The sequence below is a fragment of the Sphingopyxis sp. H073 genome (genome assembly GCF_001468395.1).
Taxonomy (GTDB): Bacteria; Pseudomonadota; Alphaproteobacteria; order Sphingomonadales; family Sphingomonadaceae; genus Sphingopyxis.
Map to the genome: position 1 here is coordinate 543,750 of NZ_LNSG01000001.1, position 23,837 is coordinate 567,586.

General features: G+C 66.3%; 20 protein-coding genes. 15 read left to right on the top strand and 5 right to left on the bottom strand.

The features are described from left to right. Positions 1–200 precede the first annotated feature (200 nt). Genes guaB through ATE64_RS02775 form a run of 3 tightly spaced genes read left to right on the top strand, consistent with a single transcriptional unit; the run spans position 201 to position 3,429 of the window. A complete protein-coding gene (gene guaB / locus ATE64_RS02765) occupies positions 201–1,658 on the top strand; it encodes an IMP dehydrogenase (RefSeq protein ID WP_058454453.1) in 1,458 nt (485 codons plus the stop codon). Positions 1,659–1,681: 23 nt separating this feature from the next. After that, complete coding sequence (locus tag ATE64_RS02770) at positions 1,682–2,872, top strand: RsmB/NOP family class I SAM-dependent RNA methyltransferase (RefSeq protein ID WP_058454452.1); 1,191 nt, start codon at positions 1,682–1,684, stop codon at positions 2,870–2,872. A gap of 32 nt (positions 2,873–2,904) precedes the next feature. After that, positions 2,905–3,429 carry a tetratricopeptide repeat protein gene (locus ATE64_RS02775; protein WP_058454683.1) on the top strand — a complete coding sequence of 175 codons (525 nt, stop codon included), beginning with the start codon at positions 2,905–2,907 and terminating at the stop codon, positions 3,427–3,429. A gap of 204 nt (positions 3,430–3,633) precedes the next feature. Here the strand turns inward: ATE64_RS02775 and lptD are convergent, their stop codons facing one another. Further along, on the bottom strand, positions 3,634–5,937 hold the full coding sequence (lptD, locus tag ATE64_RS02780; RefSeq protein WP_058454451.1) for an LPS assembly protein LptD: 2,304 nt from the start codon (positions 5,935–5,937) through the stop codon (positions 3,634–3,636). Between the two features lie 133 nt (positions 5,938–6,070). Here lptD and ATE64_RS02785 point away from each other — a divergent pair, with 133 nt between their 5' ends. Together ATE64_RS02785 and ATE64_RS02790 are read left to right on the top strand one after the other, a co-directional pair. Beyond that, complete coding sequence (locus tag ATE64_RS02785) at positions 6,071–7,516, top strand: leucyl aminopeptidase (RefSeq protein ID WP_058454450.1); 1,446 nt, start codon at positions 6,071–6,073, stop codon at positions 7,514–7,516. Positions 7,517–7,649: 133 nt separating this feature from the next. Further along, on the top strand, positions 7,650–8,099 hold the full coding sequence (locus tag ATE64_RS02790) for a DNA polymerase III subunit chi (RefSeq protein ID WP_058454449.1): 450 nt from the start codon (positions 7,650–7,652) through the stop codon (positions 8,097–8,099). Here ATE64_RS02790 and ATE64_RS02795 read toward each other — a convergent pair. After that, positions 8,096–8,737 (bottom strand): protocatechuate 3,4-dioxygenase, encoded by a 642-nt coding sequence (locus ATE64_RS02795; protein WP_082657551.1) that lies wholly within the window; start codon positions 8,735–8,737, stop codon positions 8,096–8,098. The two genes, ATE64_RS02790 and ATE64_RS02795, sit on opposite strands and share 4 nt — an antisense overlap. 140 nt (positions 8,738–8,877) lie before the next feature. Here ATE64_RS02795 and ndk point away from each other — a divergent pair, with 140 nt between their 5' ends. Beyond that, positions 8,878–9,300: a nucleoside-diphosphate kinase gene (gene ndk, locus ATE64_RS02800; protein WP_058454447.1), complete on the top strand. Its 423-nt coding sequence runs from the start codon at positions 8,878–8,880 to the stop codon at positions 9,298–9,300. Positions 9,301–9,468: 168 nt separating this feature from the next. Here ndk and purN read toward each other — a convergent pair whose 3' ends face one another. Both purN and purM read right to left on the bottom strand, forming a co-directional pair. After that, positions 9,469–10,419: a phosphoribosylglycinamide formyltransferase gene (purN, locus tag ATE64_RS02805; protein WP_058454446.1), complete on the bottom strand. Its 951-nt coding sequence runs from the start codon at positions 10,417–10,419 to the stop codon at positions 9,469–9,471. After that, positions 10,412–11,518 carry a phosphoribosylformylglycinamidine cyclo-ligase gene (purM, locus tag ATE64_RS02810; RefSeq protein WP_058454445.1) on the bottom strand — a complete coding sequence of 369 codons (1,107 nt, stop codon included), beginning with the start codon at positions 11,516–11,518 and terminating at the stop codon, positions 10,412–10,414. Before purM ends, purN begins: the two co-directional genes overlap by 8 nt. An 85-nt stretch (positions 11,519–11,603) precedes the next feature. On the opposite strand from purM, the gene ATE64_RS02815 reads away from it, so the two are divergent. Genes ATE64_RS02815 through ATE64_RS02830 form a run of 4 tightly spaced genes read left to right on the top strand, consistent with a single transcriptional unit; the run spans position 11,604 to position 17,184 of the window. Next, on the top strand, positions 11,604–12,875 hold the full coding sequence (locus ATE64_RS02815; protein ID WP_058454444.1) for a hypothetical protein: 1,272 nt from the start codon (positions 11,604–11,606) through the stop codon (positions 12,873–12,875). Next, entirely contained in the window at positions 12,875–13,531 is a 657-nt protein-coding gene (locus ATE64_RS02820; RefSeq protein ID WP_058454443.1) for a hypothetical protein, read from the top strand. Before ATE64_RS02815 ends, ATE64_RS02820 begins: the two co-directional genes overlap by 1 nt. Continuing rightward, positions 13,522–15,690, top strand: a complete 2,169-nt coding sequence (locus tag ATE64_RS02825; protein ID WP_058454442.1) for an RNA degradosome polyphosphate kinase — start codon at positions 13,522–13,524, stop codon at positions 15,688–15,690. Before ATE64_RS02820 ends, ATE64_RS02825 begins: the two co-directional genes overlap by 10 nt. Positions 15,691–15,741: 51 nt before the next feature. Continuing rightward, the gene (locus tag ATE64_RS02830; protein ID WP_231728988.1) at positions 15,742–17,184 is read left to right on the top strand and encodes a Ppx/GppA family phosphatase; all 1,443 of its coding nucleotides are present in this window, start codon (positions 15,742–15,744) and stop codon (positions 17,182–17,184) included. On the opposite strand, the gene rnd is transcribed toward ATE64_RS02830, so the two are convergent. Further along, the gene (rnd, locus tag ATE64_RS02835) at positions 17,181–18,371 is read right to left on the bottom strand and encodes a ribonuclease D (RefSeq protein WP_058454440.1); all 1,191 of its coding nucleotides are present in this window, start codon (positions 18,369–18,371) and stop codon (positions 17,181–17,183) included. The two genes, ATE64_RS02830 and rnd, sit on opposite strands and share 4 nt — an antisense overlap. A gap of 181 nt (positions 18,372–18,552) precedes the next feature. Between rnd and aspS the strand changes: the two genes are divergently transcribed. The 5 genes from aspS (at position 18,553) to ATE64_RS02860 (ending at position 23,767) form a co-directional block, all read left to right on the top strand. Beyond that, positions 18,553–20,343 carry an aspartate--tRNA ligase gene (gene aspS / locus ATE64_RS02840; protein WP_058454439.1) on the top strand — a complete coding sequence of 597 codons (1,791 nt, stop codon included), beginning with the start codon at positions 18,553–18,555 and terminating at the stop codon, positions 20,341–20,343. 114 nt (positions 20,344–20,457) lie between these two features. Beyond that, the gene (locus tag ATE64_RS02845) at positions 20,458–21,330 is read left to right on the top strand and encodes an alpha/beta hydrolase (protein WP_058454438.1); all 873 of its coding nucleotides are present in this window, start codon (positions 20,458–20,460) and stop codon (positions 21,328–21,330) included. Positions 21,331–21,387: 57 nt separating this feature from the next. Further along, a complete protein-coding gene (locus ATE64_RS02850; RefSeq protein WP_058454437.1) occupies positions 21,388–22,320 on the top strand; it encodes a hypothetical protein in 933 nt (310 codons plus the stop codon). Positions 22,321–22,389: 69 nt separating this feature from the next. Further along, the gene (locus ATE64_RS02855; RefSeq protein WP_058454436.1) at positions 22,390–23,175 is read left to right on the top strand and encodes a polyphosphate kinase; all 786 of its coding nucleotides are present in this window, start codon (positions 22,390–22,392) and stop codon (positions 23,173–23,175) included. 55 nt (positions 23,176–23,230) lie between these two features. Further along, positions 23,231–23,767 (top strand): DnaJ domain-containing protein, encoded by a 537-nt coding sequence (locus ATE64_RS02860; RefSeq protein ID WP_058454435.1) that lies wholly within the window; start codon positions 23,231–23,233, stop codon positions 23,765–23,767. Positions 23,768–23,837 lie beyond the last annotated feature (70 nt).

The window sequence follows — 23,837 nt, forward strand, 5'->3', positions numbered from 1 at the left end:
TGGCGACTTCCGGCCGCTTCCAGACTCTCGTCATCCAGCATCCCTTCGATCCTCCTGTCCGGCCCCGCCGCGGGAAATAATCGTGCTTCCCCCACTGGCGCGCTTGGCTCCGACTGGTTACATGGGCCGCCACCAAACGAGTCGCGAGTGCCGCCCCGAACCCTGCGGGCAGGCGCCGCCCGCATGAGAAAGTGGCATCCATGGAAATCATCACCGGCCTGACCTTCGACGACGTGTTGCTGGTACCCGGCGCGTCGGACATTCTGCCGTCGGATGCCAATCTCCAGACCCAGCTCACCAGCGACATTTCGCTCAACATTCCGATCCTCTCGTCGGCGATGGATACGGTGACCGAGGCCGACATGGCGATCCTGATGGCGCAGATCGGCGGCATCGGCGTGCTCCACCGTAACCTCACGATCGAGGAACAGGCGGCGGCGGTGCGGCAGGTCAAGCGCTTCGAAAGCGGGATGATCGTCAACCCGATCACCATCACCCCCGACGCGCCGCTCTCCTATGCGACCGCGCTCATGGACCAGCACAAGATCTCCGGCATTCCGGTGGTCGAACCCGGCGGCAAGCTCGTCGGCATCCTGACGCACCGCGACGTCCGTTTCGCCGACAACCCCGGCCAGCCCGTGCGCGAGCTGATGACCGCCGACAATCTCGCGACCGTGCGTCCGGGCGTCGGACAGGACGAGGCACGCAAGCTGCTTCACCAGCGCCGCATCGAAAAGCTGCTGGTGGTCGACGACGACTATCATTGCATCGGGCTGATCACCGTCAAGGATATGGAAAAGGCGGTGAACTTCCCCGATGCGACCAAGGACGGCAGTGGCCGCCTGCGCGTCGCGGCGGCGACAAACACCGGCGACAGCGGGATCGAACGCGCCGAGGCACTCCTCGATGCCGAGTGCGACCTGATCGTCGTCGACACGGCGCATGGCCATAGCAAGGGCGTCGGCGCCACCGTCGAACGGATCAAGAAATTGTCGAACCGCGTGCAGGTGCTCGCGGGCAACGTCGCCACCGGCGATGCGACCAAGGCTTTGATCGACTGCGGGGCCGACGGCGTAAAGGTCGGGATCGGCCCCGGCTCGATCTGCACCACGCGCGTCGTCGCGGGCGTCGGCGTGCCGCAGCTCACCGCGATCCTCGACAGCGTCGAGGCGGCGTCGAAGCTGGGCGTCCCGGTGATCGCCGATGGCGGCCTCCGCACGTCGGGCGACATCGCCAAGGCGCTCGCTGCAGGCGCGTCGAGCGTCATGGTCGGCTCGCTCCTCGCGGGGACGGCCGAGGCGCCGGGCGAAACCTTCCTCTTCCAGGGCCGCACCTACAAAAGCTACCGCGGCATGGGCAGCGTCGGCGCGATGGCGCGCGGCAGCGCCGACCGCTATTTCCAGCAGGACATCAAGGATCAGATGAAGCTGGTTCCCGAGGGCATCGAGGGACAGGTGCCGTTCAAGGGCCCCGCGAAGGACGTGATCCACCAGCTCGTCGGCGGTGTGAAGGCAGCGATGGGCTATACCGGCAGCCGGACGCTGAAGGATCTGCGCGAGCGCGCGAAGTTCGTGCGCATCACCAATGCGGGCCTGCGCGAAAGCCATGTCCACGACGTCGCGATCACCCGTGAGGCGCCGAATTATCCGGTTGGATAACATGACGGGGGAGGGTTGAAGCAGTGACCCCTGCCGCCCGCATCCAGACCGCGATCGAAATTCTCGACGCCATCGCCGCCGCGGCACGTGAGGGCGGAGCGCCCGCCGATGCCATTTTTGCAGAAGCGATGCGGGCTCGCCGCTATGCGGGGTCGAAGGATCGCCGCGCGATCCGGGCGCACGTCTATGACGCGATCCGCTTGGTGCGCTCGGCGCCCGTATCGGGCCGCGCCGCGATGCTCGCGCTCGCCGACGCCGATCCCGATATGGCGGGCTCGTTCGACGGATCGCCCTACGGTCCCGCGCCGATCGCGGCGGACGAGCCGCGCGCCGAGACAGGACTGGCCGCGCAGGCGCTGGTCGATCTCTTCGACCCGCTGGTGGGGATGGACGAGGGCAGTGCGATGCTTGCCCGTGCCTCGCTCGACCTGCGTGCCAACCGCCTCAAGGCGACGGTAGCGGACCTCGCGACGCTCTTCGCAGAAGGCGAGGCGATCCCGGGCGCGCCCGACGGCTGGCGCCTGCCGCCCGAAACCGCGGCGGCCCAGCATCCCGCCTATTCCGACGGCGCGTTCGAGGTGCAGGACGCCGCCAGCCAATATGCCTCGGCCGCGCTCGATGCATCGCCGGGGCAGGCGATCGTCGATCTTTGCGCGGGGGGCGGCGGCAAGACGCTCGCCATCGCTTCGCTGACCGGTGGCGACGCCGAAATCCTTGCCTGCGACACCAACCGTGCGCGGCTGCAGCAGCTCTCACCGCGCGCCGAGCGCGCGGGCGCGACGCGCATCGAGACACGATTGTTGAACCCCGACCGGGAATCGGAGATGCTCGCCGACTGGCAAGGGCGGGCCGACCGCGTGTTTGTCGACGCCCCCTGCTCGGGCAGCGGGACGTGGCGGCGCAGCCCCGAATTGCGCTGGCGGCTCACCCCCTCGCGGCTCGACCGGCATCTCGCCGATCAGGCCAAGCTGATCGACATCGGCGCCGATCTGGTGGCGCCGGGCGGCAAACTTCTTTATGCTGTCTGCTCGATCATCGCGCGCGAGGGGCGGGTCCAGGTGGACGAGTTTTTGAACCGGCATCCCGACTGGACGGCTGACAGCGGCTATCTGCCCGAAGGCATCGGGCGCGCCGCAGGGCACGGTTTTCTGCTAACTCCGGCGCACGACGGATGCGACGGATTTTTTCTCGCGCGGCTGACACGGCCATGTTAGCATCCCCCGAAATGACGAAATGGGAGAATGTGATGCGCGTCAGTTTCCTGGCTATCGGTGCCGGCCTCATCCTTGCCAGCATGCCCGTGGCCTCGGACGCGCAGCGCGCCGACAATGACATCCTGCCGCGCTCGGTGGCGCTCCAGCATCAGGGGGTGGAGGCGCAGGCGAAGGGCGACCTTGCCGCCGCGGTCGATTTCTATGAATCGGCGCTCGCCGCCGATCCGCGCAACCGGTCGGCGATCGTTGCGCTGGCACAGGTCGCACGGGCACAGGGCTTGCCCGGGAAGGCGATCGGTTTCTACCGCGAGGCGCTGCTTCTCGAACCCAATGACGTCGTCGCGCTGACCGGGCAGGGCGAGGCGCTCGCCGACAAGGGCGCGCTCGAACTCGCGCGCGAAAAGCTTGCCGATGCGAAACGCGTGTGCAAGGCGAACTGCCCGCAGGTCGCCGCGCTCGAAAAGGCGATCGCGGCGGGCAGCGAAAAGCGGGTCGTCGCGGCCGAGGCGATCGCGCCGAAACCCGTCGTCGCGACGGTCGGCACCAGCCAGAACTGATCTTTCCGAAAGGTGCAGGCGTCGGTTTCCGAGTAGGATACGGCTAGCCTAGGGCTAGTTTCCTACGCCGCCAAAAGCCACAATCCGAGGCTAATCGCCCCGCAAAAAAGCAGCGCGAAGATTATAAATCCTGGTCCTCGTGCGTCATTCCGGTTTCCCTTGGGAATGAGTAGTCCGAGGATGATATCCCACATGGCGTGACGCTCAGAACCCCAGATTCCGGAATGCGATCCGGAACGAGAAGCTGTTGCCGCGTTTCGCGTCGCCGGTGTCGATGTAATCGCGGCGCCAAGTGAGGGCGATCGACAGGCAGTCGTCGTCATAGGCGATGCCGAGGCGGTGGCGGATCGGTTCGAAGCCGTCGGCCTGCGCCAGCGGGTCGTCGCTGCGGCTGGTGAGGTCGATGATCGCCGATCCGAAGACTGACCAGTTTTTCGCAAAACCGACGCGGCCGCCGACGCGCGCCTCCTCGCGGTCCTGCAGATCCTCGCCGAGCAGCAGGATGTCGCGGTTGAGGCGCGAATAGCCGAGCACGGCGTAGGTCGACCGGCCGCCGATCGTCGCGTCGAACTCGTTGCGCCGGATCGCGAGATTGTCCTTGTCGAGGCGGAAGCGATGCGTCAGCCGCAGGAAGCTCTTGTAGGCGATCGTCGTGCGCCCGACGATGTCCGAGGTGCGGTCGGTGAGTCCGGTGCCGTCGGGGAACAGGCTGGGCTTGTCGGACAGGCGATAACTTTGCCCGATCATGCTGTTGATCGTGAAGCTCGGCCGGCTGTAATTCCATTCCACGCCATAGGTGATGCGCGCGCCGTCCTCGAACCGGTCATAGCCGTTGAAGCGGTTGATCGCGAACAGGTTGCTGTCCTCGAGGTCGAAGGCGCGGGCATCCTCGTTCGGAATGTCCAGATTCTTGATCGGCGGCGTCGCGACGATCTGGACGCGTGGGGTCAGCGTCTGCGTCCCGCCCGCGAACTCGCCGACGAAGGGCCAGCGCATGTCGGCCGCGACCGCCGCGATGCCGCGGCCCTGCCACCCCGACTTGCCGCGATAACCGGGGATTGCGGTCAGGAGATTCTCGTCGCTGTGATAGACGTCGCCGCGCACCAGCGCCGTGACCGTGACTTCCTGCCCAAGGCCGGTGAGCCCGCGCAGATCCCAGCGCGCCCCTGCGAAGGCGCGCTGCGTGTCCTGCCCCGACGTGCGCCCGATCGCCAATGTGTTGAGCTGCAGCTCGACCTGTCCGCCGAGCAGCGGATCCGCGAAGCGCTGGCGATAGTCGATGATCGGCAGCGCGACCGGCTGCTGCCCCTGGCTGTCGTTGCGGCGCAGCGTCTGTGTCGCCCAGCCGGCGATCGAGAGATAGCTCTGCCCGCCGATCCGTTCGAGCTCGAAGGTCGAGCGCAGCCGGTCGTCGCGGCTGATGTCATAGCGGCGCATGAAGGTGCGGTCGGTCGTGACGCGGCCCGAAAAGGACAGGCTCCACCGCGGGTCGAACTGGAATTTGCCCGCGCTTTCGAAATAGCCGCGGAACCGACGGTTGCGATCGGTCGTCGGCCCCGAGACCGGAACCGCCGCACTGTGGGTTGCAAAGCCGTTGAGGCGGAACGAGCCGACGTCGGTCAGCGCGCGGAACTCGCCCTCCAGCATCGGCGCGGCGCTCGTATAGATGTGCGGCGTGATCGTGATGTCGCGATCGGGCGCGAGGCGGAGATAGTAAGGAACCGCGATCTCGAACCCGTTCGTACGGTCGAGGCGGATTTCAGGCACCAGCAGCCCGCTGCCCGCCTCCTGGTTCGCCGGATGGCTGAGGCCGGGGAGCGGGATCAGCGGCAGGCCGAAAATCTCGACCCGCGCGCCCTTGTATTTCACCTTGTTTTTTGCGCGGTCATAGGTGACGCGCACGGCGCGGATCTGCCAGCTCGGATTCTTCGGGCATCCCGAGTCATCCTCGACGGGGCAGGGGGTGTAGGCGGCGTTTTCCAGCTCGATATTGCCGTTGTCGAAACGTGTGCCCTTCATCGCCGCGAGGCGCGAGCCATTGTCGAGCACGACGAGCATATTTTCGACGACGCCATCGCGCAGCGTGTCGGTCAGGACGATGCGGTCGCCATAGGCGGTATCGCCCTCGGGATTCTTGACCGCGACATTGCCCTCGGCGACCACCTCGCCGGTCTGGCGGTTCCACGTCACCTTGTCCGCGCGCATCTCGATCGCGTCGCGGTTCATCTGGACATTGCCTTCGGCAACGACGATGTCGGCGTCATTGTCGTAGTTCAGGGCGTCAGCGGCAAAGCCGATCTGTTCCTCGCTCGTCGGCGCGGGGGCATCGGGTGCGGCCGGGACGACGTCGCGATCCTGCAGGTCGGGCTGCCCTTCGGGTACGGCGACCGGGGGTGGTTCGACCGTCTGCTGTGCGGCCACCGGGCATGCCATCAGCGCGGCAGTGCTCGCCGTGACGAACCACAGCGATTGCGCGCGCGACCCCCGATGGAACAAAGTCCAGCCCATTTAATCCCTTTGTCCCAGACCCTATATGGTCGCTGCCCGGCCTTGGACCGGCAGCTTTGTTTTTGCAACTCGCAAGCGAAACCCCTATCGGTCCGGCACGTTCCAATCAATCATCGCATAAGAAAGTTACCGCATGGACATCCAGTTTGTCGCGCAAATCGATGCGTCCGCCGACGTCGTCGCTTTCCCCGTCCGCAAGGGCGAGGCCGCAAAGCTCGGTGCGCTGCTCGGCGCCGCCGCGGCGCAGGCGCGCTTCGAGGGCGCGGCGGGCGCGATCGCCGAAACCGCAGCGATCGACGGCGATCAGGCGCGGCGCCTGCTGCTCGTCGGGATCGGCGACGGCACCACGCACGACCTCGAACGCGGCGGCGCCGCGCTGACCGCGCGGCTGCAGACCAGCGGCGTCACGGCCGTGCATGTCGATTTCGCGAGCGCGGGGCAGAGCGACGAGGATGACGTGCTTGCCTTCGCGATGGGCGCACGGCTGCGCGACTGGCGGCTCGATACCTATCGCACCCGGCTTTCGGACACCGCGAAGCCCAGCCTCAAGACGATCGTGATCGCTTCGCCCGCCGGCGACCTGTCGGCGCGCTGGGGCAGCTATTCGGCGGTTGCCGATGGTGTCGCGCTGACCCAGACGCTCGTCGCCGAGCCGCCGAACATCCTTTATCCCGAAAGCTTCGTCGAACGGTGCCAGCATCTCGCCGAACTCGGTGTCGAGCTTGAAGTGCTCGACGAGCGCCAGATGAAGGCGCTGGGCATGGGCGCGCTGCTGGGCGTCGCGCAGGGCTCGACGCGCCCGCCGCGGCTGCTCGCGATGCGCTGGAACGGCGGCACGCCGGGTGAGGCCCCGGTCGTGTTCATCGGCAAGGGCGTCACCTTCGACACCGGGGGCATCAGCCTGAAGCCCGGGCCGGGCATGGATATGATGAAGTGGGACATGGGCGGCGCGGGCGCCGTCGCGGGCGCGATGAAGGCGATCGCGGGCCGCAAGGCAAAGGCGAATGTCGTCGGTGTCGTGGGCCTTGTCGAAAATATGCCCGACGGCAATGCGATGCGCCCTGGCGACATCGTTACCACCATGTCGGGCCAGACGGTCGAAGTGCTCAACACCGACGCCGAGGGGCGCCTGGTTCTCTGCGACGCGATCACCTGGGCGCAGAAAGCCTATAATCCGAAGGTCATCGTCGATCTTGCCACGCTGACCGGCGCGATGGTGATCTCGCTCGGCCACGAATATGCGGGGATGTTCGCCAACGACGACGAACTGGCGGCGAAACTGCTCGAAGCGGGCGATGCCAGCGGCAACAAGCTGTGGCGCTTCCCGCTCTCGCCCGCCTATGACAAGCTGATCGACAGCCCGATCGCCGACATGAAGAATATCGGCCCGCGCGAAGGCGGATCGATCACCGCCGCGCAGTTCCTGAAGCGCTATGTGAACGAGGGCGTCGCCTGGGCGCATCTCGACATCGCGGGCATGGCGTGGGGTGACAAGGACGGTCCGGTATGGGCCAAGGGCGCGACGGGTTATGGCGTCCGCCTGCTCGACCGTTACATCGCCGACAACCACGAGTCTTGATGCTCTTCAACCCGCCATTGCGAGCGGAGCGGGCCGAAGGTGGCCGTAGGCCAACCAATCCAGTGCGGTTACCGCACACTCTGGATTGCCGCGTCGCTTCGCTCCTCGCAATGACGGTGGAGAGATATTCCTGATGCCCCGCGTCGATTTCTACCGGCTGATCCGCGACCCCGTCGAACGGGTGCTGCCGGCAATCGCGACGCGAATCTTGGGGAATGGCGACCGCCTGCTGGTGGTCGCCGCCTCGGCGATGCAGCGGCAGGCCATCGACGAGGCCTTGTGGACGCTCCAGCCCGCGAGTTTTCTGCCGCATGGCAATGCGGGCTCGCCCGATGAGGCGATCGAGCCGATCCTGCTGGCCGGAACGCTCGAGGCGTCGCCCCCCAACCAGGCGACGCATGTCGCGCTCGCCGACGGCGAATGGCGCGAAGAAGCGCTGGCGTTCGAGCGCGCCTTCCTGCTCTTCGACAACAGCCGCATCGACGATGCGCGCGCAACCTGGCGCGCGCTCGCGGCGCGCGACGATGTCGACAATCGATTCTGGAAACAGGATGAGCGCGGGCGCTGGTCCGAAGGGCCCTAACCGTCCATGAGCACGACGTCCCAGCGATATTTCGCCGGCGTATCGAGTTTCGCCAACGCGGTGTCCGCCCCGTCGCCGAGCCCTTTGTACAGCATGTCGGAGGCGTTGGTCGCCGCATCGTCCGAAAAATACATTTGGGTCACGAGCCGCTGGCTCTTGCCATGGACGTCGAAATGGATGTGCGGCGTCCGCCGGCCGATCGGCGAGTCATAGGCGGCGGGTTTGACCGTGACGATTCGCCATTCGCCGCTCGCGCCCGTCCTGATCTGGGCGTAGCCCTGGAAATTCGGATCGAGCGGTGCCGTCGCAATATCGTTAGGATGGGCATAGCGGCCGACCGAATTGGCCTGCCATATCTCCAGTGTCGCGCCCCGCACCGGATTGCCATGCCGGTCGAGCACGCGTCCGCTGACTTCGATGACCTCGCCGAGCGCACGCGAACGACGTCCTTTGACCCACGTCAGGTCGGCATCGTGCTCGGCGAGTCGTTCGACAGGATAGAAGGGGCCGAGGTCCCCGAACGCGGTGGGCCGCAGCGCGGCTTCCGCCGCTTTTGCTCCGCCCGTCAGTGCGATAGATGCTGCCAATGCCGAGCCCGCAAAGGTACGGCGCGTCATTCCGTCAGGCCGGTCCGTCATGCAATGGTCCCCTTTCGTGGCAACTTAGCATGAGTTCCTGCCATTTCGCAGCGCATTTGGATGCCGGCGACCTTGCGGTGCAGCAAAAGCGCGGCTAGAGGCGCGCGCATCGCAGAAAATACCAACGCAGGAGCTTTCCCATGGCGGTCACCCGCACCTTTTCGATCATCAAGCCCGACGCGACGCGCCGCAACATCACCGGCGCCGTCACCAAGATGCTGGAAGACGCCGGCCTCCGCGTCGTCGCGTCGAAGCGCATCCAGATGACCCGCGAACAGGCCGAGGGCTTTTACGCGGTCCACAAGGATCGCCCCTTCTTCGGCGAACTCGTCGAATTCATGACTTCGGGCCCCGTCGTCGTGCAGGTTCTCGAAGGCGAAAACGCGATGCAGCGCAACCGCGACATCATGGGCGCGACCAACCCCGCCAACGCCGAGCCCGGCACGATCCGCAAGGAACTCGCCGAGAGCATCGAGGCGAACACCGTGCACGGTTCGGACAGCGAAGAAAATGCCGCGATCGAGATCGCCTATTTCTTCAAGCCCGAAGAGATTGTCGGCTGAGCATCATTCCCTCGTCATGCTGAACTTGTTTCGGCATCCATGGGCCGGCGATGCGGCAAGCGCTGCGCGAGACCGAAGATCCGGCCATGGACCCTGAAACAAGTTCAGGGTGACGAATGAGTGGAGCGAAATGATAGGGCCGCCGGAGCGATCCGGCGGCCTTTTTCGTCAGAATTCGTCGGCCACGCCCATCAGACCCGCGAGCTTCTTCGGCGCGATCGCCAGCCAGCTCTTGCGCAGCCATTCGCCGATCGCATCCCAGTCGGTATCGCCGAGGTCGAGGCGGATGCCGACCCACCCGTCACCGAAATAGGCGGGGCGGTAATAGCGGTCGGCGTCCATCTCGATGAGCTGCGCCTGTTCGTCGGCGCCGCTGATCTTGACCAGCAGCGCGGTCTTGCCGTCGCCATGATGGTCCTGCGTGAAATAGGCAAACTTCTTGCCCTTCACGATCCCGAAACAGGGCATGCCGTGCGATGTCACCTCGTCGACCTCGGGCAGCGCCATCGCAAGCTCGCGCACGCGGCCGAGCAGCCAGTCGGGCGAGCGTTCGCGCGCCACGAACGCGGCGAGAGTGGCGGGATATAGCTGATGCTCGGCAAAGCGCACCCGCTCGGCCAACGTGTCGGCGGTATCGCCGGGCACGATCGCGACCGGCGTCTGCGCCAGCACCGGCCCCTCGTCGACGCCGGCGGTCACGATATGGACGCTGCATCCGCCCCACTTGTCGCCTGCGTCGATCGCCTGGCTGTGGGTGTTCAGTCCCGGATATTTGGGAAGCAGGCTCGGGTGGATATTGATCATCCTGCCCGCCCAGCGCGCGACGAAATCGTCGCTCAAGATCCGCATATAGCCCGCGAGCGCGACGAACTCTGCACCCGCTTCGCGTAATTGCTTGTCGACCAGCGCGTCGAACGCATCGCGATTGATGCCCTTGTGCGAAAGGCTCCACGTCGGAACACCCTCGGCTGCGGCGATCGCAAGGCCTGGCGCATCGGGATTGTTGCTCGCGACGAGCACCACCTCATAGGGGCAGTCGGCGGCCTTCGCGGCGTAGAGCAGCGCCGCCATATTGGTGCCGGCGCCGGAGATCAGCACGGCGACGCGCGCCTTAGCCATTATGCGTGGCGCTCCACGCGGCGCGCGCGCTCCATGTCTCGGGTCCGCCGCTCACGGTGCAGCCCTTCTCGCCCCCCGCGATGTGCCCGATGCGGAACACCGTCTCGCCCGCGGCTTCAAGTGCCGCTGACACGGCGGCGACATCACCCTCGGCGACGACGACCGCCATGCCGATCCCGCAATTGAAGGTGCGCGCCATTTCCTCGGGCTCGATATTGCCCTGCGCCTGCAGGAACGCCATCAGTCGCGGCTGCTCCCACGCGTCGGCATCGACGTGAGCATGAAGGGTTTTCGGCAGGACGCGCGGGATATTTTCGAGCAAACCGCCGCCGGTGATGTGCGCGAGCGCGTGAATCTGGCCGGTCTTTACGAGCGGGAGCAGGCTTTTCACGTAAATGCGCGTCGGCGCCATCAGCGCGTCGATCAGACGGATATTCTGGTCGAACAGGGCGGGGCGGTCGAGCTTCCAGCCCTTGTCGGCCGCGAGGCGGCGCACGAGCGAAAAGCCGTTCGAATGGACGCCCGACGAGGCAAGGCCGAGGATGACGTCGCCCGATGCGACCTTGTCGGCGGTCAGCACCTGGTCGCGCTCGACCGCGCCGACGCAGAAACCGGCGAGATCATAGTCGCCGTCCGAATACATGCCCGGCATTTCGGCGGTCTCGCCGCCGATCAGCGCGCAACCGGCCTGTTTGCACCCTTCGGCGATGCTCGCGACGACGTCGGTCGCGACCGCGTTGTCGAGCTTGCCCGTCGCATAATAGTCGAGGAAAAACAGCGGCTCGGCGCCCTGCACGATCAGGTCGTTGGCGCACATGGCGACAAGGTCGATCCCGACGCCGTCGTGCTTGCCCGATTCGATCGCGAGCTTGAGCTTGGTGCCAACCCCGTCGTTCGCCGCGACGAGCAGCGGATCGTTGAACCCCGCCGCCTTCAAGTCGAAGAAACCGCCGAACCCGCCCAGATCGGCGTCGGCGCCGGGACGGCGCGTCGCCCGGGCGAGCGGGGCGATGGCACGGACCAGCGCATTGCCGGTCTCGATCGAGACGCCGGCCTCCGCATAAGTGTAGCTGGCGGGTTTGTTCTGCTTGGAATCCATGGCCAGCGCGCCTAACGCTTCCGGCCGACAATTGCCATGATTTCCTTGTCGGGCATCGCACTTCGGGGCAAAGACCAGAGAAGATATGACTGCCGCCGCTTTCCCCCGTACCGCATCCGGCTTCACGCTCCGCTCGCTCGCACCGCGTGACTGGCGCTGGCCGGCGCTTTTCGGTCTGCTCTGCGCGATTCTGCTCGCGGGCATCGTCGAGGGGCAGATCAGCCGCGGCGACCGCGGCATCACCCCTATCAACAGCAGCGGCGACTTTCTGGCGAGCGGGATCGCGGTCGACGTCATCGGCGACAATGCCGACGACGCCCGGGAAAAAGGCTGGCGCGAGGCGCAGCGCAAGGGCTGGGCGCAACTCTACAGGCGGATCAACGGTTCGGACGGACCGGCGCTCGGCGATTCGGTTCTCGACGGCATCGTGACCGCGATCGTCGTCGAGGAGGAACAGATCGGCCCGCGCCGCTATGTCGCGAAACTCGGCGTCCAGTTCGACCGCGTCCGCGCAGGGCAGATCCTGGGCGTGAGCGGCCGCACGCTTCGCTCGCCGCCGCTGCTCGTCATCCCCGTCTATTCGATCGACGGCATCCAGCAGGTGTTCGAACAGCGCAGTGCCTGGCAGCGCGCCTGGGCCGAGTATAACACCGGGCAGAGCGCGATCGACTATGTCCGCACCGCGGGCACCGGCGCAGATACCCTGCTACTAAACGCGGGGCAAACCGGCCGCCGCAGCCGCGTCTGGTGGCGCGTGATCCTCGACCAATATGGCGCCGCCGACGTGCTGATCCCGATCGCGCGGGTCGAGTACAGTTATCCCGGCGGCCCGATCAAAGGCTATTTCGCGGCGCGTTTCGGCCCCGACAACAAGCTGATCGGTACGTTCACCATGACGGGCCCGAGCCCCGCGGCGCTTCCCGACATGATGCAGAAGGCGGTGGCGCGGATGGATTCGATCTACACCGCCGCGCTTGCGGAGGGTGTGCTGCGCACCGACACCTATCTCGTGCTCGAAAAACCTGTCGAAAAGGAAGACCTGCCCGAGGAGACGGCGGCCGACGAAGCCTTGCCGGTCGAAACCGACGGCAGCGCGACGACGGCGACCCCGGCGGCGGGCCTCCAGAGCTTCACGGTCCAGTACAACTCGCCCGATGTTGACTCGGTATCGGCGACCGAGCGCGCGGTTGCGGGCGTCGCGGGCGTGCAGTCGGCCTCGACCACCAGCCTCGCGCTCGGCGGCATGTCGGTGATGCGCGTGACCTTCCGCGGCGACCTCGCGGCGCTGAAGGCGGCGCTCGCGGCGCGCGGTTTCAATGTCCAGGAAGGCGGCGGCCAGCTCAGGATCAGTCGCTGATGTCGGCGCGTCCGGGACAATTCGCGCTGCCGCTCGACTGGAGCTCCGGCGGTTCGAACGACGGTCCGCTGATCGTCGGCGCGAGCAATGCCGATGCGGTGCGATACCTCCGCCATGTCGCGACCTGGCCGGTGCGCTCCGCCGTGCTCACCGGCCCGCGCGGTTCGGGGCGCAGCCTGATGGGTCGGATCTTCGCGCGCGAAACCGGCGGGCGCGTGATCGACGGGCATGATAGCGTGTCCGAGGAAGAGATTTTCCACGCATGGAATGCCGCGCAATCGTCGGGCACCCCGCTGCTCATCATCGCCGATGCGCCGCCGTCCGAATGGGGGATCGGGCTGCCCGACCTGGCGTCGCGGCTCCGCGCGGTCCCGGTGCTCGCGATCGGCGAGCCCGATGACTGCTTGGCGCGCGACCTGATCGAGGCGCTGTTCGCGCAGCGCGGGATGGCGTTGGCGCCCGGGGTCGCTTCCTATATCGTGCCGCGGATGGAACGCAGCTATGCCATGATCCATCGCGTCGTCGCTGAGCTTGATGCGGCGTCGCTCGAAAAGGGACGCGGCGTTAGCGTTCGTCTTACGCGTGAAACATTACTGTCACAGGGGCTGATCGATCCCGATCTCCTCGAAAGGCAGGACGCACCGAAATGTCGATAGGCGGCAATCCCCTTCGCGCCGACAATGACGCCGATACGGCGCAACCCTCGCTCGGCCCCGCGCGCTTCTTCAATCGCGAACTGTCGTGGCTCGCCTTCAACCGGCGGGTGATGGAGGAGGCGCGCAACCCGGCGCATCCGTTGCTCGAACGGCTTCGCTTCCTGTCGATTTCGGGCAGCAACCTCGACGAATTCTTCATGGTCCGCGTCGCAGGCCTGAAGGGCCAGCAGCTCCAGGGGATCGACGATCCCTCGGCCGACGGCCGCTCGCCGGGACAGCAACTCGCCGAGATCGAGGCCGAGGTGAACCGCCTCGTCGACCAGCAGCAGAGCGAGTGGCAGCAGTTGCACCGGCTGCTCGCCGAACAGGGAATCGTCGTCCACGGCGCCGGCTCCGACGTCGAAAAGCTGCGCCGCGCGCTCCGCCAATATTTCCTCGACCAGATATTCCCGATCCTCACCCCGCAGGTGCTCGACCCTGCGCATCCGTTCCCCTTCATCCCGAACCGCGGCGTCGGCGTGATCTTCGATCTCCAGCGCAAGGCCACCGGCGACACGGTGCGCGAGCTGGTGATGATCCCAGCCTCATTGGCGCGCTTTGTGCCGGTGCCGGGCGAACCGGGCGGTTTCGTTCCGATCGAATATCTGATCGAGATTTTCGGCGACCTCGTCTTTCCGGGCTTCTCGATCCGCGCGATCGGCGTCTTCCGCATCATCCGCGACAGCGACATCGAGATCGAGGAGGAGGCCGAGGATCTGGTGCGCCTGTTCCGCACGGCGATCCGCCGCCGTCGCCGCGGCCGCGTGATCCTGCTCGAGCTCGAGGCCGACATGCCCGCCGATCTCGCCGCCGTTCTCAACGCCGACATCCAGGGACATGAGGCGATCGTCGCCAAGATCGGCGGCTTCGTCGGGCTCGCCGCGCTGTCGGCACTGGTCGACGTCGATCGCCCCGACCTGAAATTCCCCGCCTATTCGGCGCGTTTCCCCGAACGCATCCGCGAACATGGCGGCGATTGCTTCGCCGCGATCCGCAGCAAGGACATTCTCGTCCACCATCCCTATGAGAGCTTCGACGTCGTGCTCTCCTTCCTGCGCCAGGCCGCCGCCGATCCCGACGTCGTCGCGATCAAGCAGACGCTCTATCGTGCCGGCAACCAGTCGCCGGTCATCCGCGCGCTGATCGAGGCGGCCGAGGCGGGCAAGTCGGTGACGGCGGTGGTCGAACTCAAGGCGCGCTTCGACGAGGAACAGAATCTCCTCTGGGCGAACCAGCTCGAACGCGCGGGGGTGCAGGTCGTGTACGGCTTCATCGAGTGGAAGACGCACGCGAAAATCTCGATGGTCGTGCGCCGCGAAGGGCCGGGGTATCGCACCTACTGCCACTTCGGCACCGGCAATTACCATCCGGTCACCGCGCGCATCTACACCGATTTGAGCTTCTTCACCGCCGATCCGCGCGCGGGGCGCGACGCGGCGCAGCTGTTCAACTACATCACCGGCTATGTCGAACCCGAGCGGCTGGAGATGGTGACGATGTCACCGCTCAACATGCGGGCGCACCTGAGCGAACTCATCGATACCGAGATCGCGGCGGCGAAAGACGGCCGCCCGTCGGGTCTGTGGGCGAAGATGAACAGCCTCGTCGACCCCGATATCATCGACAAGCTCTATGAGGCGAGCGCGGCCGGAGTGCCGATCGAACTGATCGTGCGCGGCATCTGCTGCCTGCGTCCCGGTGTCCGTGGGCTATCCGAAACGATCCGGGTCAAGTCGATCGTCGGCCGCTTCCTCGAACACAGCCGCATCTGGGCGTTCGCGAACGGCGCGCACCTGCCGCACAGCGGCGCGAAGCTCTATATTTCCAGCGCCGACTGGATGCCGAGAAACTTCGACCGCCGCGTCGAATATATGATCCCGATCGAGAATCCGACCGTTCACGACCAGATATTGGATCAGGTGCTCGTCGCGAATCTGATCGACAATGAACAGAGCTGGGTGCTGCAACCCGATGGCACGTACCGGCGCTTGGTACCCGGAGACAAGCCCTTCAACCTGCATCATTATTTCATGAACAACCCGTCGCTCTCGGGCCGGGGCACGGCGCTTCACAAGCGTCATGACGTCCCGACGCTCGACTTTCCCATGCGCGAGGCGTGATCGGTTTTGGGGCAGGCACGCACTTCCAGACAGGCCGTCCACCGCTCCGCGGTGATCGACATCGGATCCAACTCGGTCCGTATCGTCGTCTATGAAGGCCCCGCACGCGCGCCCGCGGTGATCTTCAACGAGAAGGTCGCGGCGGGGCTTGGCCGCGGGCTGTCGACCGACGGCCGCATCGCCGCCGAGGATGCCGAACGCGGCCTTGTCGCGCTGCGCCGCTATGCGCTGCTTGCCAGGCATATGGAGGTCAAAGACCTGCAATGCGTGGCGACAGCGGCGGTCCGCGATGCCGCGAACGGTCCGGCGTTCATTGCGGCTGCTGCCGAAGCGGGACTGAATATCCGCCTGCTGTCAGGCGAAGAGGAGGCCGAGGCGGCGGGCTATGGCGTGCTTTCGGCGATCCCGGACGCGCGCGGGATCGCGGTCGACCTTGGCGGCGGCAGTCTTGAGCTCGCCGAAGTTGCCGACGGCAAGGTGGGGCGGCGTGCCTCCTTCCCGCTCGGGGTGTTGCGCTTGCCCGCGCTCCGCAAGGATGGCGAAGCCGGGTTCGAGCGCGCGATCCGCAAGATGCTGAAGGCTGCCGACTGGCCGCGCGAGGGGCTAACTGGTTTGCCGCTCTACCTCGTCGGGGGGTCGTGGCGCGCGCTTTCGCGTCTCGACCTTGAACTGACCAAGGATCCGCTTGCCGTGCTCGACCAGCACACCTTCCCGCGCACCGCGATCCGGCGACTGATTCGCGCGACCCGGCGGCTGACGTTCGAGCAATTGCGCGCGATCCCCGGCATGGCCTCGAACCGCGCCGCCGCGCTGCCGGATGCCGCGGCGTTGCTCGCGGCGCTCGTCAACATTCTCGACGTCCCCGAGATGACCGTGTCGTCGTCGGGGCTTCGCGAGGGCTTGCTCTATCAGGCTCTCGACGCGGAGACGCGCGCGCAGGATCCGCTGATCGTCGCGGCGGAATTCGAAGGACGCCGTCTCGCCCGCTTCGCGCCGCACGGCCGCGCGATCGCCGACTGGATCGCGCCGCTGTTCGCCGGGGAGGCGCCGCAGGACAGCCGCGTCCGCCTTGCCGCGAGCCTGCTCAGCGACGTTGCCTGGTCGGCGAACCCCGATTTCCGCGCCGAGCGCGGGGCCGAGATCGGGCTCCACGGCAACTGGCGCAGCATCGACATTCCGGGCCGCGTCCTGCTGGCGCGCGCTCTTTATGCGGGCTTCGGCGGCGCCGACGCCGAATTTCCCGCGATGGGGGCGCTCGTCAGCCCCGACCGGCTCGCGCGCGCGCGGCAATGGGGGCTTGCGATCCGTCTCGCGCAGCGGCTCACCGGCGGGGTCGAGGCGCCATTGAAGGCGAGCGGGATTGCGCTTGTCGACGGCAAGCTCAGGCTGTGTCTCGATGCCGGATGGCACCATCTTGCAGGTGAGTCGGTCGAGCGTCGGCTGCGCCTTCTCGCGCAGGCGCTGGACGCGAAACCGGAACTGGTTCTGCTTTAGACCTCGCTCGCGGTCGCAGTGTCGATTTCGCTCATCACCAGCTTGCCGTTCTTGACGGCGAACCCCATCCGCCCCTCGACCAGGTCGAGCGCGGCGTGGCCGAAGACGTCGTAGCGCCAGCCCTGCATCATCGGGATGTCGTCGCTGCGTCCGTTCGCGGCGAGCGCTTCCAGTTCGTCGCTGCGCGCGATCAGCCGCGCGGCGACGTTGAGTTCGCGCGCGCGAATCTTGAGGAGGAGCTTCAGCAGGTCGGCAACGAGCGCGCCTTCCTTGCCGAGCCCCGGCCCGCGCGGCGCGCGGTCGGGCATGTCCTCTTTCGCCAGCGGTTTCGCGGCGGCGATCGCGTCCATCAGCCGGCCGCCGATGTCGTTCGACTTCCACGTTGCCGACAGCCCGCGCACGCCGCCAAGGCCCTCCTGCGCCTTGGGCGGATGCGCGGCAAGGTCGGCGAGCGTCTCGTCCTTGACGATGCGGCCGCGTGGCAGGTTCTTGTTGCGCGCCTCGCGCTCGCGCCACGCCGCGAGCGACTTCAGTCGCCCCAGCACCTCGGGCTTGCGCGTCGGCACCTTGATCCGCTGCCATGCCTTTTCGGGATCGAGGGTGTAGTTGGCGGGGTCGGCGAGCTTTTCCATCTCCTCGTCGAGCCAGTGGCCGCGGCCGGTCTTGACCAGCTTCTTGAGCATCATCGGAAAGATTTTCGCGAGGTGCGTGACATCGCCGATCGCATAGTCGATCTGGCGCTTGTCGAGCGGGCGGCGGCTCCAGTCGGTGAAGCGCGCGCCCTTGTCGAGTTGCAGGCCGATCCACGCCTCGACCAGGTTCGAATAACCGACCTGTTCGGCCTGGCCCAGCGCCATCTGGCCGATCTGGGTATCGAAGATCGGGTGCGGGGTCTTGCCGGTCAGGTTGAAGATGATTTCGACATCCTGCCCGCCTGCGTGGAAGACCTTCAATATGTCCTCATTGTCGACCATCAGGTCGAGTAGGGGCTGCAGGTCCATTCCCGGCGCCATCGGATCGATCGCGGCGGCATGGTCGCTGTCGGCGACCTGGATCAGGCAGAGTTCGGGCCAGAAGGTGTTTTCGCGCATGAATTCGGTGTCGACGGCGATGAAATCGCTGCCCTTGATGAGGTCGACAAATTCGGCGAGTGCTGCACTGGTTTCGATAAGCGGATGGATTTGCATGTCCGGCCTATACCGCGACTTTGACGAAGCGGGCAGGAAAATTTACTGCGGATGAACTGGAGACGCGGAGAGGGCGAATCCGCCCTCGACCCTTGACAAATCGTGCGCCGCATTGCCTTAGGCGCGGCCATATCGGGGCGTTTTCCGGCGCGCCTCTCCTGACATTTGAAAGACGATCACAATGCACGCCTATCGTACCCACACTTGCGCCGATCTTCGCGCCGCCAACGTTGGCGAGGACGTCCGCCTTTCGGGCTGGGTGCACCGGACGCGCGAGCATGCGAACGTGCTCTTCGTCGACCTTCGCGACCACTATGGCATTACCCAGATCGTGGTGGAGACCGGCTCGGACCTTTATCCCACGGTCAATGGCGTCGGCCCCGAGTCCGTCCTGACCTTTACCGGCAAGGTCGCGGCGCGCTCGCCCGAGACGCTCAACCCGAAGCTCGCGACCGGCGAGATCGAGATCTATCCGACCGCGGTGGCTGTCCAGTCGGCCGCCGAGCGCCTGCCGCTGCCGGTGTTCGGCGAGGCCGAATATCCCGAGGAAATCCGTCTCACCAACCGCTTCCTCGACCTCCGCCGCGAACGGCTGCACAAGAATATCGTGCTGCGCTCGAACGTGATTTCGTCGCTGCGCCGCCGGATGATCGACCAGGGCTTCACCGAGTTCCAGACGCCGATCCTGACCGCGAGCAGCCCCGAGGGCGCGCGCGACTATCTGGTGCCCAGCCGCGTCCATCCCGGCAAATTCTATGCGCTGCCGCAGGCGCCGCAGATGTTCAAGCAGCTGCTGATGGTCGCGGGCTTCGACCGCTATTTCCAGATCGCGCCCTGCTTCCGCGACGAGGACGCGCGCGCCGACCGTTCGCCCGGCGAATTCTACCAGCTCGATTTCGAGATGAGCTTCGTCACGCAGGACGACGTCTTCGCCGCGATCGAGCCCGTGCTGCACGGCGTGTTCGAAGAATTCGCCGATTTCGACGGCAAGGGGCGCACCGTGTCGCCGCTGCCGTTCAAGCGCATCCCGTACCGCGAGTCGATGCTGAAGTACGGCAGCGACAAGCCCGATCTGCGCAACCCGCTGCTCGTCCATGACGTGGGCGATTTCTTCAAGGGTTCGGGCTTCGGCCGCTTCGCATCGATGGTCGAGGAAGGGCAGGTCGTCCGCGCCGTCGCCGCCCCCGAAACGCACGAGAAGAGCCGCAAATTCTTCGACGAGATGAACAGCTGGGCGCAGTCGGAAGGCTTCCCCGGCCTCGGCTATGCGACGCAGAAGGACGGCGTGTTCGGCGGCCCGATCGCCAACAACCACGGCCAGGAGGGCATGAAGGCGATCGCCGACGCGATGGGCCTCGGCCCCAACGACGGCATCTTCTTCGCCGCGGGCGTCGAGGCGAAGGCCGCGAAGCTCGCCGGCCTCGCCCGCACGCGCGTCGCCGAACAGCTGGACCTCATCGACAAGAGCCGCTTCGAATTCTGCTGGATCGTCGATTTCCCGATGTTCGAGGCCGACGAAGAGACCGGCAAGATCGATTTCAGTCACAACCCCTTCTCGATGCCGCAGGGCGAGATGGACGCGCTCACGACCAAGGATCCGCTCGATATCCTCGCCTATCAGTATGACATCGTCTGCAACGGCGTCGAACTGTCGTCGGGCGCGATCCGGAATCATCGCCCCGACATCATGTACAAGGCTTTTGAAATTGCCGGTTACAGCCAGCAGGACGTCGACACGAACTTTGCAGGCATGATCAACGCCTTCAAGTTCGGCGCCCCGCCGCACGGCGGTTCGGCGCCGGGCGTCGACCGCATCGTGATGCTGCTCGCCGACGAGCCGAACATCCGCGAAGTGATCGTCTTCCCGATGACGCAGAAGGCCGAGGATCTGATGATGGGCGCCCCCGCGCCGGTCAGCGAAAAGCAGCTCAAGGAACTGCATATCCGCTTGGTGGATGGTCCGAAGAACTGATCCTTGGATAACGGCCGGTCTCGCTTTTCTCATCATCCCGGCGCAGGCCGGGATCTCGCCGCTGCGGCGGAACGAGATGGCGAGATCCCGGCCCGCGCCGGGATGACAATCTGAATGGAGCAGCCACGCGAGCACCGGCAGGCGACGCCGGAAGGCGAAATCTGCTGGTTCGAATGGGGTCGGCGGGGCGAGGGCCCTTCGTTCCTCCTGCTCCACGCAACGGGCTTTCACGCGCGGTTATGGGATCAGGTGGTCGCCGCGCTTCCCGATAGCACACATGTTATCGCCCCCGATCACCGCGGCCATGGGCGCAGCTTCAAGCCCGCCTCGCTGTCCGACTGGGCGGCGACATCGGACGCGTTGCTGCCACTGGTCGATCGCTTCGCCGGTACGCCGCTCGTCGGCTGCGGGCACAGCATGGGCAGCTATGTGCTGAGCCGCCTCGCGGCAGAGCGCCCCGACGCGTTCCGGCACATCTTCCTGATCGACCCGGTGATCATGGATCCGGTCTTCTACGCGCACGCCGCGGGCGAGCCGGTCCCAGACCCGTCCGAACACCCCGTCGCCCGTCGCCGCAACCGCTGGGACGGCTGGGAGGCGATGCTCGCAAGCTTTGCAGAGCGGCCGCCCTATGCCTACTGGCAGCCTGAAGTCCTCGCCGACTATTGCCGATACGGCCTGCTCCCCGCCGCCGACGGAGAGGGATGGGAACTCGCCTGCCCGCCGCGGCTCGAAGCATCGGTCTACCTCGGCGCCGCGCACACCGATCCCTATGCCTGGCTCGGCCGCATCGCCGCGCCGTCGACCGTCATCCGCGCGAAAAGCGGCGAGCGCGCGAACAATCTCGATTTCTCGGTGAGCCCGTCGTGGCCGGGGCTCGGTGCGCAGCTGGGTTCGGTGCGTGACGAGCAATGGGCTGAGCTCAGCCATTTCATCCCGATGGAAGCGCCGCGGCGGATCGCAGACCTGATTGCAACCGCGCTTTGACAGTCCCGCGGGGCTGCGATAGCCCACGCCGGGGTCGGACATCGGGGGGGGTGAATCATGCTGCGTGCGTTGTTGGCTGCGACTGCCCTGTCTCTCGCGATCCCGGCGGCCGCCGAGACGCTGCCTATCGCTGGCAGCGACCCTGCGACGGCAAATGTCAACGACCTGCTCCGCGTCGCCGTCGAACGCTTCGAGGGCGCGGACGGCGCAGCGGTTGCGCAGCATCTGGAAGCCGCGCTCGGCGAGGCCCGCTTCGACGGCCGCTCCTATTATCGCATCGTCGCGCCGGAATCGGGGGCGCCGATCGACGGCCTCGTCACCGGTACGACGCGCGCCAGCGTCGACGAGGTGCCCGTGACCGAGAAGCGCAAGAAATGCACCGAATATGATCCGGCCGACAAGAAGAAGTGCGTAACGGAGATCGAGGTCGACATCCGGTGCCGGCGCCGCACGATCACCGTCGCGACGACCGCGCGGCTGGTCGCGATCAAGGATGGCTCGATCCGCTATACGCGCCCGCTCAGCGCGCGTGACCAGCAGACCTGGTGCCCCGACCGTGCCGCGTCGCGTACCGCCGACGATTATATCGAATGGGCCGAGCGCGACCAGGTGCAGGCGATCCGCCGCGATCTGGCGCCGACGGGCTATGCGATCGACGTCCGCGTCGACGAAAATCGCAAGGGGCTCGGCAAGCCCGCGGCCGATGCCTTCAAGGAGGCGATCCGCCTGACCAAGAGCGATCCCGCCGCGGCCTGCGAAACATGGGCCCGCCTGACGCGCGACGCCGAGCCGACCGCCGCGCTCGCCTTCAACCTCGGCCTCTGCGCCGAGATGGGCGGCGATTTCGCCGCCGCGGTGGACTGGTACGGCCAGGCGCAGCGGCTGGGGTCGAAGAACCGCGATATCGGCGAAGGAATCGCGCGGATCGACCGGCACCGCCGCGCGCTCGCCGACTGGGATGCGCGCAAGCGGCTGATGGGCGTCGATTGACCGGGTTTGTGCCGGAAACGGACACATCGCGCGCTTGGTCGATCGCCGCCGCTTGGCTAGGATAAGGCCATGACCATCCAGCTCTCCGACTATGAAACCGGCGCCAAATATGCGGGCGATTATGCCAAGGACGTCGCGCTGCTCGAGGCGCGCCTCGAACGGGTGCAGGCGGCGCATATCACGCATGGCCAGCGCAGCGTCATCATGTTCGAGGGCTGGGACGCGGCGGGGAAGGGCGGGATCATCCAGCGGCTGACCGCGTCGCTCGACCCGCGCTATTTCGAGGTATGGCCGATTGCGGCGCCGAACGAAGAGGAAAAGGCGCGCCATTTTCTGTGGCGTTTCTGGAAGCGCCTGCCGGGCAACCGCGAAATATCGATCTTCGACCGCAGTTGGTACGGCCGCGTCCTTGTCGAGCGCGTCGAGGGCTATGCGAGCGAGGCCGAGTGGCGCAAGGGTTATGACGAGATCAACGAGTTCGAGGCGCAACTGACCGGCAGCCATACCAATCTGGTCAAGCTGTTCGTCCACGTCACGCAGGAGGAACAGGACAAACGCTTCGCCGACCGGCTCAACGATCCGTGGAAGCGGTGGAAGACCGGCGCCGACGACTATCGCAACCGCTCGAAACGCAAGCAATATCTGGCGGCGATGGAGGATATGTTCCAGCAGACCGACACGCGCTGGGCGCCGTGGACGGTCATCGACGGGAACAACAAGAAGGCGGCGCGCATCGCAGCGATGAGGCATGTCATCGAGACGCTGGAGGCGGCGGTGCCGATGACCCCGCCCGATCTCGACCCCGCGCTGGTCAAGCTCGCGCACAAGGCGTTCGGTTATTCGCCGAAAAACTAGGTTTACCGGCCGCCGCGCCTAGCCAATCGGCGCCCCCGTTGCTACATGGGGTGGAATGAGCCGCGCCAAGAGATCCGACGACTGGGGTTTTCCCCGCTGGCGCCCCTATGGCTCGTCGCGCGAGACGCAGAAGGTCCGCCTGTGCGATCGCCACGGTTGCACCAATCCCGGCAACTGCCCCGCGCCCAAGTCGCCGAACAGCCCCGAACGCTGGTATTTCTGCGAGGCGCACGCCGCCGAATATAATCGCGGCTGGGACTATTTCGCTGGCCTTTCCGCCGAAGACGCTGCGGCGCGCGCCGCCGAAGAGGCGCAGGGCGCCCGCAGCTACGCCCGCGCACAGCATTATGCCTGGGGCGGATCGGGCGATGGCAGCCGCAGCGCCGACGAGATGCGCGCGCTCGAACTCCTCGGCCTCGACCCCGACGCCGATTTCGACGCGACGAAAAAGGCGTGGCGCGCCTATGCCAAGGAATGCCATCCTGACGTGAAGCCCGGCGACGCGGATGCTGCAAGGCGCTTCGCGGCAGGGCAGGCTGCGTTCGAGGTGCTCAAGCAGGCCGAAGAGCGGAAGAGCTGGAAGCCGGCTTAGGCTGGCCAGCTTCATCACCCCGAATCCAGCCCAGGATGACGAATGACCGCAAACGACCGAAATAAGCAGT

What these genes read in the sequence shown, in the direction of transcription:
- guaB (WP_058454453.1), top strand. Translation starts at nt 201, where the DNA reads ATGGAAATCATCACCGGCCTGACCTTCGACGACGTGTTGCTGGTACCC.
- ATE64_RS02775 (WP_058454683.1), top strand. Translation starts at nt 2,905, where the DNA reads ATGCGCGTCAGTTTCCTGGCTATCGGTGCCGGCCTCATCCTTGCCAGC.
- lptD (WP_058454451.1), bottom strand. Translation starts at nt 5,937, where the DNA reads ATGGGCTGGACTTTGTTCCATCGGGGGTCGCGCGCGCAATCGCTGTGG.
- ATE64_RS02785 (WP_058454450.1), top strand. Translation starts at nt 6,071, where the DNA reads ATGGACATCCAGTTTGTCGCGCAAATCGATGCGTCCGCCGACGTCGTC.
- ATE64_RS02790 (WP_058454449.1), top strand. Translation starts at nt 7,650, where the DNA reads ATGCCCCGCGTCGATTTCTACCGGCTGATCCGCGACCCCGTCGAACGG.
- ATE64_RS02795 (WP_082657551.1), bottom strand. Translation starts at nt 8,737, where the DNA reads ATGACGGACCGGCCTGACGGAATGACGCGCCGTACCTTTGCGGGCTCG.
- ndk (WP_058454447.1), top strand. Translation starts at nt 8,878, where the DNA reads ATGGCGGTCACCCGCACCTTTTCGATCATCAAGCCCGACGCGACGCGC.
- purN (WP_058454446.1), bottom strand. Translation starts at nt 10,419, where the DNA reads ATGGCTAAGGCGCGCGTCGCCGTGCTGATCTCCGGCGCCGGCACCAAT.
- purM (WP_058454445.1), bottom strand. Translation starts at nt 11,518, where the DNA reads ATGGATTCCAAGCAGAACAAACCCGCCAGCTACACTTATGCGGAGGCC.
- ATE64_RS02815 (WP_058454444.1), top strand. Translation starts at nt 11,604, where the DNA reads ATGACTGCCGCCGCTTTCCCCCGTACCGCATCCGGCTTCACGCTCCGC.
- ATE64_RS02820 (WP_058454443.1), top strand. Translation starts at nt 12,875, where the DNA reads ATGTCGGCGCGTCCGGGACAATTCGCGCTGCCGCTCGACTGGAGCTCC.
- ATE64_RS02825 (WP_058454442.1), top strand. Translation starts at nt 13,522, where the DNA reads ATGTCGATAGGCGGCAATCCCCTTCGCGCCGACAATGACGCCGATACG.
- rnd (WP_058454440.1), bottom strand. Translation starts at nt 18,371, where the DNA reads ATGCAAATCCATCCGCTTATCGAAACCAGTGCAGCACTCGCCGAATTT.
- aspS (WP_058454439.1), top strand. Translation starts at nt 18,553, where the DNA reads ATGCACGCCTATCGTACCCACACTTGCGCCGATCTTCGCGCCGCCAAC.
- ATE64_RS02845 (WP_058454438.1), top strand. Translation starts at nt 20,458, where the DNA reads ATGGAGCAGCCACGCGAGCACCGGCAGGCGACGCCGGAAGGCGAAATC.
- ATE64_RS02850 (WP_058454437.1), top strand. Translation starts at nt 21,388, where the DNA reads ATGCTGCGTGCGTTGTTGGCTGCGACTGCCCTGTCTCTCGCGATCCCG.
- ATE64_RS02855 (WP_058454436.1), top strand. Translation starts at nt 22,390, where the DNA reads ATGACCATCCAGCTCTCCGACTATGAAACCGGCGCCAAATATGCGGGC.
- ATE64_RS02860 (WP_058454435.1), top strand. Translation starts at nt 23,231, where the DNA reads ATGAGCCGCGCCAAGAGATCCGACGACTGGGGTTTTCCCCGCTGGCGC.